The sequence below is a fragment of the Streptomyces sp. NBC_01445 genome (assembly GCF_035918235.1).
GTDB lineage: Bacteria > Actinomycetota > Actinomycetes > Streptomycetales > Streptomycetaceae > Streptomyces.
Genome location: NZ_CP109485.1, coordinates 7,865,581 through 7,881,901 on the forward strand (window position 1 = coordinate 7,865,581; position 16,321 = coordinate 7,881,901).

General features: G+C 72.4%; 16 protein-coding genes. 1 reads left to right on the forward strand and 15 read right to left on the reverse strand.

Annotated features, from left to right (window positions below):
• Positions 1 to 55 precede the first annotated feature (55 nt).
• The 13 genes from OG574_RS35790 to OG574_RS35850 all read right to left on the reverse strand — a co-directional run bounded on the left by OG574_RS35790 (position 56) and on the right by OG574_RS35850 (position 12,068).
• Entirely contained in the window at positions 56 to 1,096 is a 1,041-nt protein-coding gene (locus tag OG574_RS35790; RefSeq protein ID WP_326776578.1) for a PAC2 family protein, read from the reverse strand.
• Between the two features lie 184 nt (positions 1,097 to 1,280).
• A complete protein-coding gene (locus OG574_RS35795; RefSeq protein ID WP_100599061.1) occupies positions 1,281 to 1,952 on the reverse strand; it encodes a FadR/GntR family transcriptional regulator in 672 nt (223 codons plus the stop codon).
• Positions 1,953 to 2,088: 136 nt separating this feature from the next.
• Positions 2,089 to 3,117 (reverse strand): aromatic ring-hydroxylating dioxygenase subunit alpha, encoded by a 1,029-nt coding sequence (locus tag OG574_RS35800; protein WP_326776579.1) that lies wholly within the window; start codon positions 3,115 to 3,117, stop codon positions 2,089 to 2,091.
• Positions 3,118 to 3,121: 4 nt separating this feature from the next.
• Positions 3,122 to 3,346 (reverse strand): recombinase-like helix-turn-helix domain-containing protein, encoded by a 225-nt coding sequence (locus OG574_RS35805; RefSeq protein WP_100599058.1) that lies wholly within the window; start codon positions 3,344 to 3,346, stop codon positions 3,122 to 3,124.
• Between the two features lie 20 nt (positions 3,347 to 3,366).
• A complete protein-coding gene (locus OG574_RS35810) occupies positions 3,367 to 4,311 on the reverse strand; it encodes a PDR/VanB family oxidoreductase (protein ID WP_326776580.1) in 945 nt (314 codons plus the stop codon).
• Between the two features lie 15 nt (positions 4,312 to 4,326).
• The gene (locus tag OG574_RS35815; protein ID WP_326776581.1) at positions 4,327 to 5,955 is read right to left on the reverse strand and encodes a thiamine pyrophosphate-binding protein; all 1,629 of its coding nucleotides are present in this window, start codon (positions 5,953 to 5,955) and stop codon (positions 4,327 to 4,329) included.
• A 10-nt stretch (positions 5,956 to 5,965) separates the two neighbouring features.
• Entirely contained in the window at positions 5,966 to 6,748 is a 783-nt protein-coding gene (locus tag OG574_RS35820; RefSeq protein ID WP_326776582.1) for an SDR family oxidoreductase, read from the reverse strand.
• Between the two features lie 19 nt (positions 6,749 to 6,767).
• Positions 6,768 to 7,520: an SDR family oxidoreductase gene (locus tag OG574_RS35825; RefSeq protein WP_326776583.1), complete on the reverse strand. Its 753-nt coding sequence runs from the start codon at positions 7,518 to 7,520 to the stop codon at positions 6,768 to 6,770.
• Positions 7,513 to 8,034, reverse strand: a complete 522-nt coding sequence (locus OG574_RS35830) for a cupin domain-containing protein (RefSeq protein ID WP_100599053.1) — start codon at positions 8,032 to 8,034, stop codon at positions 7,513 to 7,515. Before OG574_RS35830 ends, OG574_RS35825 begins: the two co-directional genes overlap by 8 nt.
• 10 nt (positions 8,035 to 8,044) lie before the next feature.
• Positions 8,045 to 8,824, reverse strand: a complete 780-nt coding sequence (locus OG574_RS35835; RefSeq protein WP_326776584.1) for an alpha/beta fold hydrolase — start codon at positions 8,822 to 8,824, stop codon at positions 8,045 to 8,047.
• Complete coding sequence (locus OG574_RS35840; protein ID WP_266739654.1) at positions 8,821 to 9,618, reverse strand: aspartate dehydrogenase domain-containing protein; 798 nt, start codon at positions 9,616 to 9,618, stop codon at positions 8,821 to 8,823. Before OG574_RS35840 ends, OG574_RS35835 begins: the two co-directional genes overlap by 4 nt.
• On the reverse strand, positions 9,615 to 10,559 hold the full coding sequence (locus tag OG574_RS35845) for a VOC family protein (RefSeq protein ID WP_326776585.1): 945 nt from the start codon (positions 10,557 to 10,559) through the stop codon (positions 9,615 to 9,617). Before OG574_RS35845 ends, OG574_RS35840 begins: the two co-directional genes overlap by 4 nt.
• A gap of 24 nt (positions 10,560 to 10,583) precedes the next feature.
• Positions 10,584 to 12,068 (reverse strand): aldehyde dehydrogenase, encoded by a 1,485-nt coding sequence (locus tag OG574_RS35850; protein ID WP_326776586.1) that lies wholly within the window; start codon positions 12,066 to 12,068, stop codon positions 10,584 to 10,586.
• A gap of 299 nt (positions 12,069 to 12,367) precedes the next feature.
• Here OG574_RS35850 and OG574_RS35855 point away from each other — a divergent pair, with 299 nt between their 5' ends.
• A complete protein-coding gene (locus tag OG574_RS35855) occupies positions 12,368 to 13,732 on the forward strand; it encodes an MFS transporter (RefSeq protein WP_326776587.1) in 1,365 nt (454 codons plus the stop codon).
• Between the two features lie 106 nt (positions 13,733 to 13,838).
• Here OG574_RS35855 and OG574_RS35860 read toward each other — a convergent pair whose 3' ends face one another.
• Complete coding sequence (locus OG574_RS35860; RefSeq protein ID WP_326776588.1) at positions 13,839 to 14,969, reverse strand: TetR/AcrR family transcriptional regulator; 1,131 nt, start codon at positions 14,967 to 14,969, stop codon at positions 13,839 to 13,841.
• A gap of 170 nt (positions 14,970 to 15,139) precedes the next feature.
• Positions 15,140 to 16,234, reverse strand: a complete 1,095-nt coding sequence (locus OG574_RS35865) for an XdhC family protein (RefSeq protein WP_326776589.1) — start codon at positions 16,232 to 16,234, stop codon at positions 15,140 to 15,142.
• Between the last annotated feature and the right edge of the window lie 87 nt (positions 16,235 to 16,321).

The following is a 16,321-nucleotide window of genomic DNA, read 5'->3' on the forward strand; positions in this document are numbered from 1 at the left end:
AGTTAAAGGGCGGTGCACACCGTGTGTGCACCGCCCCTGCTGAGCCGTCGTCGCGCTACTCCGGCGAGTCCTCGGAGGAATCGTCCCCGGAGTCCGAGGACGTGTCCGTGTCATCCGTTCCGCCGGGGGTGTCCGTGCCCGGATCGGGGCGCTGGGGCCGCGGCGGCCGGGTGCGCTCGCTCGGGGTGTCCCGCAGGTACGACGCCGTGTCGCCACCGTCCGTCGCGTGGCCGGCCGGACCGCCCGGAGGGCCGCCGCCGTCCCTGCGCCGCAGATAGCGCTCGAACTCACGGGCGATCGCCTCACCGGACGCCTCGGGAAGCTCCGCCGTGTCCCGGGCCTCCTCCAGCGACTGCACGTACTCGGCGACCTCGCTGTCCTCCGCCGCCAGCTGGTCCACGCCCAGCTGCCACGCCCGGGAGTCCTCGGCCAGCTCGCCCAGCGGGATACGCAGGTCGATCAGGTCCTCCAGCCGGTTGAGCAGCGCCAGCGTCGCCTTCGGGTTCGGCGGCTGCGACACGTAGTGGGGCACCGCCGCCCACAGGGAGACCGCGGGGACGCCCGCGTGTGTGCAGGCCTCCTGGAGGATGCCGACGATGCCCGTCGGACCCTCGTACTTGGTCTCCTCCAGGTCCATGGTGCGCGCCAGGTCCGCGTCGGACGTGACGCCGCTGACCGGCACGGGCCGTGTGTGCGGGGTGTCGCCGAGCAGCGCGCCCAGGATGACGACCAGCTCGACGCCCAGCTCGTGCGCGAACCCGAGCAGCTCGTTGCAGAACGAACGCCACCGCATCGACGGCTCGATGCCCCGGACCAGGACCAGGTCGCGCGGCTTGTCGCCGCCGACCCTGACCACGGAGAGCCGGGTCGTCGGCCAAGTGATCTTGCGCACGCCGCCGTCGAGCCACACCGTCGGCCGGTTGACCTGGAAGTCGTAGTAGTCCTCGGCGTCGAGCGCCGCGAACACCTCGCCCTTCCACTCCTTGTCGAGATGCGCGACCGCGGCAGAGGCGGCGTCACCGGCATCGTTCCAGCCTTCGAACGCGGCCACCATGACCGGGTCGACCAGCTCGGGAACCCCCTCGAGCTCGATCACCCAGCGCCTCCTTCCGACGTTCCCCCAGTGCCCTGATGGCCTGGGGGGACCCCCCATCGCGTACCTGCCCACCTTACGGCGTCCGCGAGGGCCATCCGCAGCCCCCTTGTACGGGGGAGTGACCGGATCACTGCCCCACGATCCGCCCTCGCACTCCCCCTTCACGCCCGTAGCGGAACCCGTATCAGAGTGTCGAGCGCAGCCACTGCTCCACGCTCGCGATGTGCACCGTCGCCCACGACCGGGCCGCCTCCGCGTCACCGTCGCGCAGCGCCGCCAGGATCGCCCGGTGCTCGTGCAGGGTCCGGCTGACCGCGTCCTCCTGCGTCAGGCCACGCCAGACGCGGGCCCGGGTCGTCGGGCCGGACAGGCCGTCGAGGAGCGAGCACAGGACCGAGTTGCCCGAGCTCTGCACGATGCCGCGGTGGAACTCCAGGTCGGAGGCGACGAGTTCCTCCACCGAGGGCGCGGGGCCGAGCGCGTCCAGCTGGGCCGCGAGCGCGTCGAGCCGCGCCTCGTCGATCCGGGTCGCGGCCATCGCGGTCGCGGCCGGCTCCAGGATGCGGCGCACCGCGAGGAATTCGAGGACGGTGTCGTCGCGGTGGAAGTCGACGACGAAACTCAGGGCTTCGAGGAGGAGTTGGGGGTCGAGGCTCGTGACGTACGTCCCGTCGCCCTGCCGCACGTCGAGGATGCGGATGAGGGACAGGGCGCGGACGGCCTCGCGCAGGGAGTTGCGGGAGAGGCCGAGGTCGGCGGCGAGTTCGCTCTCCTTCGGGAGGCGGTCGCCCGGGCGCAGGGCGCCGGAGACGATCATGCCTTTGATCTTCTCGATGGCCTCGTCGGTGACGGCCATGGCGGCCTCCCTGTCCTCGGTTGGAGCGCCACCGTCTGGAGCGCCAATACCTCCGATGTATCGGCCCATTATGTGGGTAGTGAGGGGGTGCGCGGTGCCGGTGCCGGCGTACTCGTACCGGCACCGCGCCCGGACGTCAGCCCGCGGCGCCCGCCTGGGCCTGCGCGGCCGCCCGGTACATGCGGCGCAGGCGCACCACGCCCAGGTCGTGCTGGTAGAGGTTCTCGCGCTGGTCGGCGTCCGCCGGCATGGCCTCCAGCATCACGCGGTCCTGTTCGAGCACCTCCCAGTGGCGCTCCTCGATGAGGGTCTTGTAGAGGAAGCGCCAGGTGTCGCGCTGCCAGCCCTCGACCCGGCGGTAGCGCCAGAAGAAGACACCGCAGCGCTGCTCGTCGACCGGGCAGACCATGCCGACGATCCCGAACGGGCCGCCGGGACCGGCCGACGGCGGGTACGGAATCGACAGGTCGACCCAGTCGATGCCGGTGTGGCACAGCTCGACCCAGTCGAAGTTGACGCCCCGCTGGTCGGTCTTCTCGAAGAAGTAGCCCCGGTCGGTCTCCCGGATGCGGAACTTGGCGGTGGTGTCACCGTCGTACATGGTGTGCGAGTCGTGGTGCAGGAAGGCGCCGTGCATCGGGTCGAGGAGGTTCTCGACGGCGTAGCGCCACGGCACCTCCCACTCCGCGTAGCACAGGATCGCGTCGGTGCCGGGGTCGGTGAGCGGCTCGGGGAGCGTCAACTCGGCCGATTCCGGGTGCTGTTCGTCGCCGAAGTAGGCGAGGATCGCACCGCCGACCTCGCGCACGGGCAGCGACCTGACGAGCTTCTTGCCCTCCAGGTTGCAGCCGGGCAGGCCGGGCACCGAGGAGACGGTGCCGTCCCCCTCGACCTCGACGCCGTGGTACCAGCACGCCACCCGGTCGCCGAGGTGTTTGCCGAGCGACAGGGGCGCGCCGCGGTGCGGGCAGCGGTCCGCGAGCATGGACAGCGTGCCGTCGGAGCGGCGGAACAGGAGCCACTGCTCGCCGAGCGCGGTCACCTTGCGCATGGCGCCGGGCGCGACGAACGAGGACGGCACGACGGGGTGCCACTGGTTGCGCAGGCCCGTCGCATAGATGTGATCGGCGGTGGAAGCTGCCGAAGCGGTCGTCGTGGCGGTCATCAGGTCACGCTCCCAGTCGGTGCATCTCGGCGCGGAACGAGTCCTCGGTCCACGGGGCGCCGTCGGGGGCGTGGACCTGACGGGCGTTCAGCCCGCGGATGACATCAGCGAGTTCGTGGCCGTCCTTGGTGAAGACCTCTTCGAGGGTGGCGGCCAGCTTGTACTCGTAGGGGGTGGGTTCGTGCGTACGGGACTGGTGGACGTCCAGGTACGGCCAGGTGGTGGTCACACGTGCCTCCAGGGAAGGGGTTACAGGTCGAGGGCCAGGCGGCCGGAGGCGCAGCGCGAGACGCAGATCATCATCGAGGCGCCCGCGGCCCGCTCGGCATCGGAGAGCAGGAAGTCGCGGTGGTCGGGCGTGCCGTCGAGCACCCGGGTCTCGCAGGACCCGCAGATCCCGTCGCGGCAGGAGCTGGCCACATCCAGGCCCGCCGCCTCCGCCGCCTCCAGGATCGAGGTATCCGCGCCGACCGTGAGGGTGAGCCCGGAGGCGCGGCACTCGACCTCGAAGCCCTCGTCGTCCGCGGAGCGCTCGACGACCGGGGCCGCGAACCGCTCGACGCGCAGCCGGTCCGCCGGGCAGAGGGCCTCGATGGCGGCGAGCAGCGGCTCGGGCCCGCAGCAGTAGACGAGCGTCCCGTCCGGCAGCCCGTCGAGAGTGGACGCGAGGTCGATGTGGCCCTGCTCGTCCTGCGGCACCACCGTCAGATCGCCGCCCAGCGCGGCGAGTTCGTCGACGAACGCCATCGACGCACGGCTGCGACCGCCGTACACCATGCGCCACGCGGCACCCCGGCGCGCGGCCTCGCGGGCCATCGCGAGGATCGGCGTCACACCGATGCCGCCCGCGACGAAGACGTAGCCCGGCGCGTCCTGAAGCGCGAAGTGGTTGCGCGGCGCCGACACCGTGACCCGCCCGCCGGGGCGCAGCTTCGTGTGCACATGGCGCGAACCCCCGCGTGACGACGGTTCGTTGAGGACACCGATGCGGTACGACGTCGGGGTGCGCGGGTCTGAGCACAGGCTGTACTGGCGGACCTGCCCGCCCACGTGGACGTCGAGGTGCGCGCCGGGCTCCCACGCGGGCAGGGGCTTGCCGTCCGGGTGGGTCAGTTCGACGGACAGGACGCCGTCGGCCTCCCAGGTCATGCGGTGTACGAGGAGGTCCAGGAGGGTCTCGTCGGTTGCGGTCATGGCTGCGGGGCCTCCCTACGCGGTGGGGATCTTCACGGGCGGGGTGAACGGGTTCTTCATCGGGCCGAGCGACGCGAGGTCGACCTCGACGAGCGTCGGCCCCTCGGAGGCGACGGCCTCGGCGATGACGGGCTCCGCGTGCTCGGCGGCGGCGATCCGCAGATACGGCAACCCGCAGGCCCGGGCGAGGAGTTCGAAGTCGGGCGTGGCGAGGTCGACACCGGAGCGGCGGTCGCTGTGCCGGTCCTGCATGTTGCGCAGGACGCCGTAGCCGCCGTCGTTGAACACGAGGAGGGTCAGGCGCGGGCGCTCCTGGGCGAGGGTGAGCAGTTCGCCGAGGTGCACGGCCAGCCCGCCGTCACCGGCGATGACGACCGTGGGCGCGTCGGGCCTCGCGAGCGCGGCCCCGATGCCCATGCCGAGGCCCTGCCCGATGCCGCCGCCGCGCGGGAAGACGTTGTCGCGCGGGTCGTACATGTCGAGGAGCCGGTTGCCCCAGCTGCTGGACGGGATGGTGACGTCGCGGGCGACGACGGCCTCGCGTGGGAGCGCGTCCCGGATCGCGTCGCAGATGGCCGCCTGCGGGCCGATGTTGTCGTGCAGGGTGGCGCGCACGTCGTCGCGGACGGCGGTGACCCGCGCCGTCCAGCCCGGCTCGGCGGGCTTCGCGTACGGGAGGAGCCGTTCCAGTACGTCGGCGGCGTCGCCGTGGAGCGCGTGCCGGGCCGGGTACACGCGGCCGAGCGCGGCCGCGTCCAGGTCGATCTGGATGTGGGCGGCGGGGAGTTCGAGGCCGTAGTCGGCTGTCTCGTTGGACCGGAAGTGGGTGCCGATCGTGAGCAGCACGTCGGCGTCGGCGAGCAGGGCGCGCCCGGCCGGCGTCGTCGCGAAGTTGCCGACGACCTGCGGGTGGTCCTCGGGGACGGCGCCACGGCCGGAGTTCGACGTCAGGAGAGCGGCGCCGGTCGCGGCGAGCAGGTCCGCGAGCTGGGTACGGGCGCGCGTGGCACCGCCACCGGCCCAGATCACCGGGCGCTCGGCCGAGGCCAGCAGGGCGCCCGCGGCGGCGAGTTCGTCGTCACCCGGCGCGGGCACGGCGGCCTCCGTGAACTCCTCGACGGCGGTGTCGGTCTGGGCCGCGTACTGGAGGTCGACCGGCCACTCCACGCTCGCGGGGCCGCCCGGCGCGGTGAGCGCGGCGCGGGCCGCCTCGCGCAGGACGCGGCCCGCCGCGTCGGCGGACGGCACGGTCGCGGCGTACTTGGAGACCGCCGTCAGCATGCCCAGCTGGTCCTTGGTCTCGTGGATGAAACCGCGCCCGCTGCCCAGGAACTCCGACTCGACCTGCCCGGTGATGTGCAGGACGGACGTGCCGGACGCCAGCGACTCGATCAGGGAGCCGGCCGCGTTGCCCGCGCCCGTCCCGGTCGAGGTGAGGGCGCAGCCGAGCGTGCCGCGGGCCCTGCCGTAGGCGTCGGCCGCGTTGACGGCGGACGCCTCGTGGCGCACGGGCACGAACCGCAGCTCGCGGTCGACGGCCTCGACGAGCGGCAGGTTGTGCACGCTGACGATCCCGAAGACCGTGTCGATGCCCAGTTCCCGCAGAACGGCGACGAGGAGATCGCCTCCGGTGTCGTAACGCATGGTGGTCTCCTCAGAGGATGGAGCGGCCGACTCCGCCGCAGACGTCGATGCTGGTTCCGGTGATGTACGAGGCACGCGGCGAGAGCAGCGCGACGATCGCGTACGCGACCTCCTCGGCCCGGCCGAGCCGGCCGAGCGCGATCCCGCGGTCGGCGGCGAGCTCCGCCTGCCAGTCCTCGTAGGAGAGCCCGGACTCCGCGGCGGCGTGCCGGCGGGTCCACTGGCCCGTGTCGACGAGGCCGAGGCAGACCGAGTTGACGCGGATCCCCTCGGGGGCGAGCTCGGTGGCGAGGGACTTGGAGAGGTTGAGGATGCCCGCGCGGGCGGCGCTCGTCGTGATCAGCCGGGTCTCGGGCTGCTTGGCGAGGACGGCGTTGACGTTCACGACGGACGCGGCGTCCGAGGCGGCGAGGTGTGGGCGGGCGGCGTGCAGCGGGTTGAGGACGCCGGAGAACTTCAGCTCCAGCTCGTCGCGCCAGTCGTCGGCGGTCGACTCGTCGAGGCTCTTCATGCGGGACTGGCCCGCGTTGTTGACGAGCCCGTCGAGGCCCCCGAAGGTGTCGGCGGCATGCCGGACGAAGCCCTGTACGGCCGTCGCGTCCCGCACGTCGCAGACGCCGGTCAGGAGGCGGTCGCTGCCGAGGCGCGCCGCCGCCTTCGCGAGGCGGTCGGCGTCACGGCCACAGGTCGCGACGCGCGCGCCCTCGTCGAGCAGGGCGCGGACCGTGGCCAGGCCGACGCCCGAGCTGCCGCCGGTGACCAGGACGGTCCGGTCGGCGAGGCCCAGATCCATGATTGTGCACTCCTGTGGGTCAGTTCATCGTGAAGCCGCCGTTGACGGCGATCACTTGTCCGGTGAGATAGCGGGACTCCTCGCCGAGCAGGAAGGCGACGAGACCGATGAGGTCGCCGGGCTCCTGCGGCCGCGAGATGGCCCGGCCCGAGCGGTAAAGCTCGTGCCGTTCCTCGGGCACGGTCTCGGTGGCCTCGCACTCGGTGAGGCCGGGCGCCACCGCGTTGACGGTGATGCCCTTGTCGCCGAGCTCCCTGGCCATCGCCCGGGTCAGCGCGATGACCGCGCCCTTCGAGGCGATGTAGTGGGCGAGGCGGGGCGAGCCGTAGAGCGCGGCGTCCGACGCGACGTTCACGATCCGGCCCGGCGAGCCGAAGAGCGGGTACAGGGCCTTGGACACCAGCCAGGGGCTGCGGGCGTTGACCGTCATCAGGCGGTCCCACACCTCGACGTCGATGTCCTGGAACTCCTTGCCGCCGACGCCGTTGGCGAGAGCCGCGTTGTTGATCAGGCCGTACAGCGGACCCAGTTCCCGTACGCGAACGGCGAGTTCGTCGACCGACTCGGGGTCGGCCACGTCGCAGCGCACGAAGTGGGCGTCGAGTCCGTCACCACGCAGTTCCTCGGCCGCGTGGGTCCCGCGCTCGGTGTCGAGCTCGGCGACCACGACGCGGAAGCCGTCCTCGGCCGCCCGGCGGGCCATGGCCAGTCCCAGGCCACGGCCCGCCCCGGTGACGACGACGGTGCCGGCGCCCCCTGAGGGGTCAGTCACGGGTGACACCGTGCATCGGCGAGTGCTCCGGGTACGTCGGGACCTGCGGCTTCTGCGTGCCGATGACGACGCAGAACAGGGCGTCGGTGTCGCCCTCGTTCTTCAGGGACCGGGCCACGCCCGCCGGGACGACGATCATGTCGCGGTAGCCGAGGGTGCGGTACTCGACCTCGTCGGCGCCGCGGTGGATACCCACGCGGACCTGGCCCTCCAGGACGAAGAAGGCCTCCTCGACGTCGTGGTGGGTGTGCTCGGGGCCCTCGGCGCCGGGCGGGAGCAGCATGTTGGAGAAGGTGAAGCCGCCGGACGGGAGGATCCGGGAGTCGTTCTCGTGGTTGCCGGTGGCGCCGGAGCCGACGTAGCGGATCTGGCCGCGGCGGTACTGCGGGCCCGCCTTCTCCTGGAAGGAGAGCGTGTTGAAGTCCGCGACACGGGACTCCTTGGTGGCGATGAGCGAGTCGGTGTACTTGCCGAGGTCGCTGCCGTTGTCGTAGTCGGTGGTGGTCAGAGGCATGGCTGGACTCCTACTCGGGGATGCGGGCGGTGATGCGGAGGTGGGACAGGACCCAGGCGTCGAAGCGCGCGGGCTGTTCCTGGTTGGCCAGGTGACCGGCGTCCTTGACGATCACGTAGGCGGTCTTGTGAAGGGCGCCGGCGAGGACCTGAGAGGCCTCGACGCCGGTGACCTGGTCCTGGTCGCCGCACAGGACGAGGGTGGGCGCGGCGATCTCGGGCAGTTCGGGCCGCAGGTCGGCCGAGGCCATGGACTCGGCGGCGTAGGCGTAGCCGGGCAGCCGCACGGACGAGGCCATGGTGTCGACGACGCGCTGTACGAGTTCCTCGGGCGCCCCGCCGGACACGAGCCGCGGCCCGCGCTTCTCGGCGAAGGCGCGCGGTCCGAGCTCGGCCAGCTCGGCGGCCCGCGCCCGCATGCCCTCGGCCTTGGCGGGGTCGGTGCCGGAGCCCGCGCTGGAGTCGGCGACGACGAGGGACTCGACCAGATCCGGGTGGCGGGCCGCGAGCCGCAGCGCGATCACCCCGCCCCAGGAGACACCGAGGACGTGCGCGCGTCCGCCGCGCTCCCGGATGACCTCGGCCGCCGCGTCCGCGAACCCGTCCAGGTCCAACGGCCCTTCAGGATCCGGCGACTTGGCGTAGCCGGGCGCGTCCCAGGCCACGACCCGCGCGTACGCGGACAGCTCGGCGAGCTGCGGGGCGAACGCCGCCGACGAGGAGCCGATGCCGTGCAGGCACAGCAGCAGGGGGCCGTGGTCGCCCGCCTCCTCGACATGGACGGCGCTCACAGGATCTGGCCCGTCCGCCCGGCCAGCGCCGCCAGGCTGCGCAGCACCGCGTACGGCACGACCTGGCTGGTCGCGGGGTTGCCCGGGTCCGGCAGGTGCGCGACGTCGAAGCGGTACGCGCCGTGCGCGCCGGACGCCTCGACGACGTGCCGCGTGTGGCGGGCGCCGGGGTCGGCGACGACCCGGACCCGCACAGCGTCCAGGTCGCCGACGGCGAGGGCGACCGAGGCGGCCACGTTCGTCGACTTGGGGAACTTCACGGGGATGTCGCGCGCCGTGCCGGACATGACCTCGACGGGCCCGGTCGCCGTCCGCAGCCTGGACAGCAACTCCTCGTCCATCCAGGGCTGTTCGAGGGTGGACGGCAGCTTGGTGGTGGTGAGCCGCACCTCGTCGAGGGGGCCGAGGGAGCGCACCGCCTGGAGAAGGTCGAGGCCGCCGACCGCGCCGCCGGTGAAGTAGACCCGGCCGGGGCCCGCCGCGAGCAGCCGCTTGGACAGCTCGTCGTCGGTCAGCGCCCCGGTCGACGCGACGAGCAGATCGGTGCCGGAGGCGAGGACCCGCTCACCCCATTCCCGTACGACACCCTGCCCGGCCGCCTCGACGATGAGGTCGCAGCACTCCAGGGCCTCGTCGAAGGTCCGCTGGGGCGCGGGCGCCGTGTCGCCGAGGGGGCGGTTGTCGATGATGCACGTCAACTCGGCGCCGGGAACCTGCTGTTCGGCGAGTGCGGTGCCGACGACGCGACCGATCGCGCCCCAGCCGACGAGGCCGACCTTGCGTACCGTGCTCATGCGGGGACCTCCTGGGAGACGGATGTGTGCGGGCCGGGGTCCGGGGAGCCGGCCATGTGACAGCGGATCTCCTTCGACGGCGGGCCCGCCGTGCCCCACAGGTCGGACAGCTCGGGCACGCGCCGCCACACCCGCGCGATCCAGGCGTCCTCGACGATCTGCGCGACCTCGGACGTGTACTCGCACACGAGGCCGGACGGGTCGGTGAAGTAGGAGAAGGTGTTGTTGCCGGGGCCGTGGCGGCCCGGGCCCCACTGCGGGTCGATGCCGTGGTGCTTGAGCCGGCCGAGCCCCCGCATGAAGTGGTCGACCGAACTCATCTCGTACGCCACGTGGTTGAGGGAAGCCCACTCGGCCTGGTTGAACGCGATGCAGTGGTGGTCGGCGTTGCAGCGCAGGAACGCCATCTGGTGCTCGGACCAGTCGGAGACGCGCAGGCCGAGGACGTCGCAGTAGAACGCGACGGAGGCGTCGATGTCGGCGGTGTTCAGGACGGCGTGTGTGACGCCGACGGGTACGGCGGCGTCCCTGCCGCGCGGCGCGACCGCCTCCACCTGCGCGCTGATCTCCACGAGCCGCTGCTCGGGGTCGGTGAAGCGCAGGCCGTAGCCGCCGCCCACCTGGTCGAGCGGTCCGGGGCCGAAGACCGGGGCGATCCCGCGGGCCTCCAGACGCCGGGCCGCCTCGTCGACCTCGGCGGGCGTGGCGACGGCGAACGCGAGCCGGCCGAGCCCCGTGCGGTCCGCGCGGGTGAGGTGCAGGACGTGGTGCTCCTCGCCGGTGCCGCGCAGCCAGGCCGCCGCGCCGCGCTCCGCCTCGACGGTCCGCAGGCCCCAGACCTCCTCGTAGAAGTCGGCGGCCTCGGTGAAGGCGGGGGTGAGCAGCTCGACGTAGCGCAGGGAGCGCAGGCGGGCGACGGGTCCTGGCGATGGGTGGGGCATGAGTGTCTCCAGACGACGGGGCGGTCAGTTGGCCCAGGGCAGGGGCGCGTCCGAAGTGCCCCAGTACAGGGACTTCTGGCGCTGGTAGGCGCGGATGGCGTCGCGGCCCTTCTCCGTACCGAGACCGCTGTCCTTCATCCCGCTGAACGGGGTGGACGCGCTGAACTGCTTGTACGTGTTGATCCAGACCGTCCCCGCCTCGATCCGGCGGGCCAGGCGCCACGCGGCCCGGTGGTCACGGGTCCAGATCCCGCAGGCGAGCCCGTAGACGGAGTCGTTGGCCTGGCGGACCAGGTCGTCCTCGTCGTCGTAGGGCAGGGCGACCAGGACGGGTCCGAAGATCTCCTCCTGGCAGGTCCGTGAGGTGTTGGGGAGCCCGTCGAGGACGGTGGGCAGGTAGTACGCGCCGTCCCGGTACGTGTCGCCCTCGGGCGCCCGGCCGCCGCACAGCACCCGGGCGCCCTCGGAGCGGGCCAGATCGACATAGGCGGCGACGGAGTCCCGGTGCCGGTGGTGGACCAGCGGCCCGACCTGGGTTCCGGGGTCCGTGCCGGGACCGACGCGCAACTTGCTCACCCGCTCGACGAGTTCGCCGACGAAGCTGTCGTAGATCTCGCGTGCCACGAAGAGCCGCGAACCCGCGATGCACGACTGGCCGCTGGACGAGAAGATCCCGAACATCACGCCCGCCAGTGCCTGCTCGACGTCCGCGTCCGCGCGCACGATCGTCGGCGACTTGCCGCCGAGTTCGAGGGAGGCGGGGATCAGCTTCGAGGCCGCCACGGCCGCGATGGACCGGCCGGTCTCCGTGCCGCCGGTGAAGCCGATCCTGGTCACCAGGGGGTGGTGCACGATCGCGTCCCCGACGACCCGGCCGCTGCCGGGCAGGACCGACAGCAGGGCGGTCGGCAGTCCGAGTTCGCCGAGCGCCTGGTGGATCAGGCGCCCGAGCGCGAGGGAGACCAGCGGGGTCCAGGCGGCGGGCTTCAGCAGGACGGCGTTGCCGCCGGCGAGGGCGGGCGCGATCTTCTGCGCGTCGCTGGCGACCGGCGAGTTCCAGGGGTTGATCGCGCCCACGACGCCGATCGGCTCGTACACGCTCATCGTCACGTACGGGCCGCGGGACGGGGTGAGGGTCTCCTCGGCCGTCTCCAGGGCCGCCGCCATGTACCGGAAGGTGCCGGCCGCGCTGAGCGCGAGGGCCTTCGTCTCGGTGAGGGTCTTGCCGGTGTCGGCGGTCTGGAGGGCCGCGAGCTCGCCGGCGGCCTCCTCGGTCAACTCCGCGATCCGGTACAGGAGTCGGGCCCGCTGGTGGGGGAGGAGATCGCGCCAGGCCGGGTCGGCCACGGCGCGCGCGGCGGCCCGAGCGGCTTCGTCGACCTCGTCGGCGGACGCGGAGTGGACGGTGGCGAGCACCTCTCCGGTCGCCGGGTCGACGGTCTCGACCGCCTCGCCCGCGCCGCGTCGCCACTGGCCCGCGATCAGGATGTCGGTGGGGTGGTGAGGCACGGGCGGGACCTCCAGGCGGTCTACGGCCAACGGGTACGGGGGAGTTGGGCTCACCGAGGCGCTCACTCACGTTGGTTGCGCCTACCGGCTTGCTCAGTGCTAGAAATCTAAGCGCTTAAGTATTTTCCCGCAAGACCCTGCGGCGAAGTCGTCGCGCGACGGTGTCCGAGGTGGGTTACGTAAGGGTGACGGTGAGGTCACTTCCGATGTATCTAAGCCATTAATCATTGACCCCTTAGATAAGTCCTCTTAGTGTCTGCGCAACTCCTCTGTTCGCGTTGTCGCGGAAGGACCCCCTCATGACGACTGTGGCCGGCAAGTCAGGCCTCGGCTCGATAGCAGCCCGACTCGAACGACTCCCGCAATCCCGCTGGCACGTGAAGGTCCGGTTCCTGATCGGCGCCGTGACGTTCTTCGAGGCGTTCGACCAGCTCCTTGCCGCGTCCGCGCTGCCCGTCCTGATCAAGGACTGGCACCTGAGCACGGGCCAGGCCACCTTCGCGGTGACCACGGGCTCCGTCGGCATGCTGCTGGGCGCCCTGGTCGCCGGGTGGCTGGGCGACCGGATCGGCCGGGTGCGGACCGTGGCCCTCGGTGTCGCCGTCACCGCGCTCGGGAGCCTCGCCGTGGCCTTCTCGAACGGCATCGAGCTCTTCTCGCTCTTCCGCTTCGTCCAGGGTCTCGGCATCGGCGGAGTCGTCCCCGTGGCGGCCACGTACATCAACGAGATCGCCCGCTCCGACAAGCGCGGGCGCTTCGTACTGATCTACGAGATGATCTTCCCGGCCGGTCTGGCCGCGGCCACCCTCGTCGCCGTGTGGGTGGTGCCGAACCTCGGCTGGCGCGCGATGTTCGTGATCGGCGCCCTGCCCGTCCTGCTCGCCGCCGCCCTGCCCAAGCACGTCGCCGAATCACCGCGGTGGCTGCTCTCCCAGGGCCGCACCGAGGAGGCCGAGCGGGCCATCGCACGGATCGAGGAGGAGGTCGCCGCCGCCACCGGGGAACCCCTGCCGCAACCGGCCGCGGACCGGGCGGAGGAGACCTCCCGGGGCCGCCTGCGCGAGCTGTTCACCGGCCGCTACCTGCGCCGCACGACCGTGGTCTCCGGGCTCTGGTTCGTCGCGTACTACGTCAACCACGGCATCTCCACCTGGCTGCCGTCGCTCTACACCAAGAACTTCGGGCTCGACCTGACCACCGCGCTCGTCTACACGCTGCTCAGCAATGTGACGGGACTCCTCGGCACCCTCGCCGTCGCCCTCGTCATCGACCGCGTGGGCCGGCGCCCCGCCCTCGTGGCCGCACTCGGCGGCACCACCTTCACCCTCGCGACGCTCGCCCTGGTCGGCGTGACATCGGGCAGCCAGGTCGCGATCTTCGCCTCCTGCACGACGTTCTTCGTGTACGCGATCAACGCGGGCCTCTACCTCTACTCGCCCGAGCTGTACCCGACGCGCAACCGCGCCAAGGGCGCCGCGTTCGGCGGCCTCTGGAACCGCCTCGGCGTCATCCTGGGCCCGATCACGGTCGGCGCGATCATCGGCGGGGGCGGCAGCCTGACCCTTGTCTTCGCCCAGCTCGCCGGGGTGGCCGCGGTGGGTGCGGTGATCGCGCTGTTCGCGGTGGAGACGAAGGGGAAGACGCTGGAGGAGCTCAACTCCTGAGGGATGGTCAGGTGTTCGGCGTCGGTCTGTCGCGCGGGGGGTGCGACGGGGCCGGCGCCGTTCGCGTGCCCGCCGTGCGGGCTCAGCCCTGTTCCGCCGTGCGGGCTCAGCCTTGTCCCTCCGTCATCGACCGTCCCAAGCCGTCCAGCAGCGCCGCGAGTTGCCGCTGTTCGCCCGGCACCAGCCCCGCGAGCAGCTCCCGTTCGTGTGCGCGGCGCTCCTCGGCCACCCGGCCGACCAGGTCGGCCCCGGCCGGGGTGAGGCGGAGATGGACGATGCGGCGGTCCTGGCCGTCACGTTCGCGTTCGATGAGGCCGGCCTCCACGAGGCGGTCGGCCTGCTGGGTGACACCGCCCGCGCTGACCGCGCCGGCCGCAGCGATCTCGCCCATCGTGCGCCGGTACGGGGCGCTCGTCGCGTGCAGCGCGGACAGCACTTCGAAGGCGGCCAGGCTGATGCCGTGCCGCTTCACGACGCGGCCGATCAGGGTCCGGTAGTGCGCGGCGCAGGCGTTGAGCGCGGCGAACACGGCGGGGCCGGACGCGCCGGGGGCCTCGCGCACAAGCGGGCGGGGGGCTGCCGCGGGATCCGGTTCCGGGGCCCGCCGCTCCGGGATCCGCCCGGTCAGCGCCGCTGTCAGGACGTCCGCGAGGACGGGCTCCAGGGTGCCCGTCGGCACCGAAGTGGCCGGTTCGTGGGCGAACAGATAGCGCTCCATGATCACGCCGAAGAGGATGCTGCGGATCATGGCGATCCGTGCGTCCGCCGCGTCGCAGTCGCCGAGCAGTCGCCGCAGGGGCTCGCTCACCTGCCGGTCGAGGATCGTGGACAGCAGCTCGGCGCTGGGGGGATGGCTGAGCCCCGAGCGGATCAGCGCCGGCCAGGGGTCGTGCGCGGGGAGCCGGTCCCAGCGGTCGAGATAGTCGTGGGCGAGCGCGTGCGGCAGCTCCTCCCGGCCGACCGAGGGGTCGTCGAGCACGCCCTCGGTGACCCCGGTCCCGCCGCCGACCACCTCGCGGAACAGTCCGTCCTTCGAGCCGAAGTACGCCATGACCAGGCCGGGGGTGACGCCTGCCTCAGCGGCGATGGCCCGGATGCCGACCCCCTTGTAGCCCTGGGCCGCGAAAAGCCGACGCGCCGCCTCCAGCACGGCGCTGCGCCGACCCTCGGGGTCGTGGGAGCGGCCGCGACGGGGCTCGGGGGCGGTCCGGTCCGGGGTGCTGTGCTCTGCGTCCACGTGCCTCAGATTAAACGAGTGTTCAGAATGGGGTGTTCGGGCCGGTCGTGGCGGGCGACCGCCCAGGCCGCCGCCGTCGCCGTCGCCCGCCACTGCCGACGTGCCTGTCCGGAGCACTCTCGCGGGGTACGACCGGAACGGCCGTTCAAAAACGCCCGTTCAAAAATGGCTCACGACGCGTGCACCGGCCCCGCGAGGCCGCTCAGCGCCCGCCCGCTGCCGCCCCGCCGCACCGCGATGAGCTCCGCCGCGATGGACACGGCCGTCTCCTCCGGCCCGCGCCCGCCCAGATCGAGGCCGATCGGAGAGCGCAGTCGAGCGAGTTCGGCCTCGCCGAGTCCGGCGGCCCGCAGCCGTGCCAGCCGGTCCTCGTGGGTGCGCCGGCTGCCCATGGCGCCCACGTACCCGGCCCGACTGCGCAGCGCCAGTTCGAGGACGGGCACGTCGAACCGGGCGTCATGGGTCAGCACGCACACGGCGGTGGCCGCGTCCACCTGGTCCTCGTGTGCCGCGAACCAGCGGTCCGGCCAGTCCACGACGACCTCGTGCGCGTCGGGGAAACGGGCGGCCGTCGCGAAGGTCGGGCGGGCGTCGCACACGGTCACCCGGTGTCCGAGCAGCGCTCCGATCCGTACGAGGGGGCGTGCGAACTCGACCGCCCCGCACACCAGGAGGTGCGGTGGCACCCCGAAGGCCTGCACGAACAGTTCCCGCTCGGGCGCGCACGACGGGTCCGAGCCCGGCTCGCCGACGCGTATGAGGCCGCTCGTGCCGCGGGCGAGCAGCGCTTCGGCCGCCTGAGCCGCAGCCCGGTCGAGCCGTGCGTCGCCCAGCGTCCCGCTCACCCCGGACGCACCGGCGGCGAGGCTTCCCGGCCCGCCCTCCGCCGGCGTCACCAGCGCCACCGGGACATGGGCCGCGAGGTCGGCGGCCACCCGGGCGAGCGGTGCGTCGCCGGTGACCTCGCGTATCAGCACCTCTATGGTTCCGCCGCAGGTCAGACCCACCGAGAAGGCGTCGTCATCGCTGACCCCGTACGTCTCGCGGGCGGGCCCCGCACCGGCGAGGACGTCCTCCGCGACCGCGCACACCGCGGCCTCCACACAGCCGCCGGAGACGCTGCCGACGACGCGGCCGTCCTCGGCGACCAGCATCGACGTGCCCGCAGCGTGCGGGGCGGAGCCCCAGGTGCGGACGACCGTCGCCATCGCGAAGCGGGTCGTGGAGGCCTGCCACGCGGCTGCCTGGTCGATCACGTGTCGCATGTCGCTCACCTCGAGCACATCGAATCGGCTGCACCCTCTTGCCAAGAAGAAACTTTAGTGTAAATCATTTTAGGCGTTAGATAGATG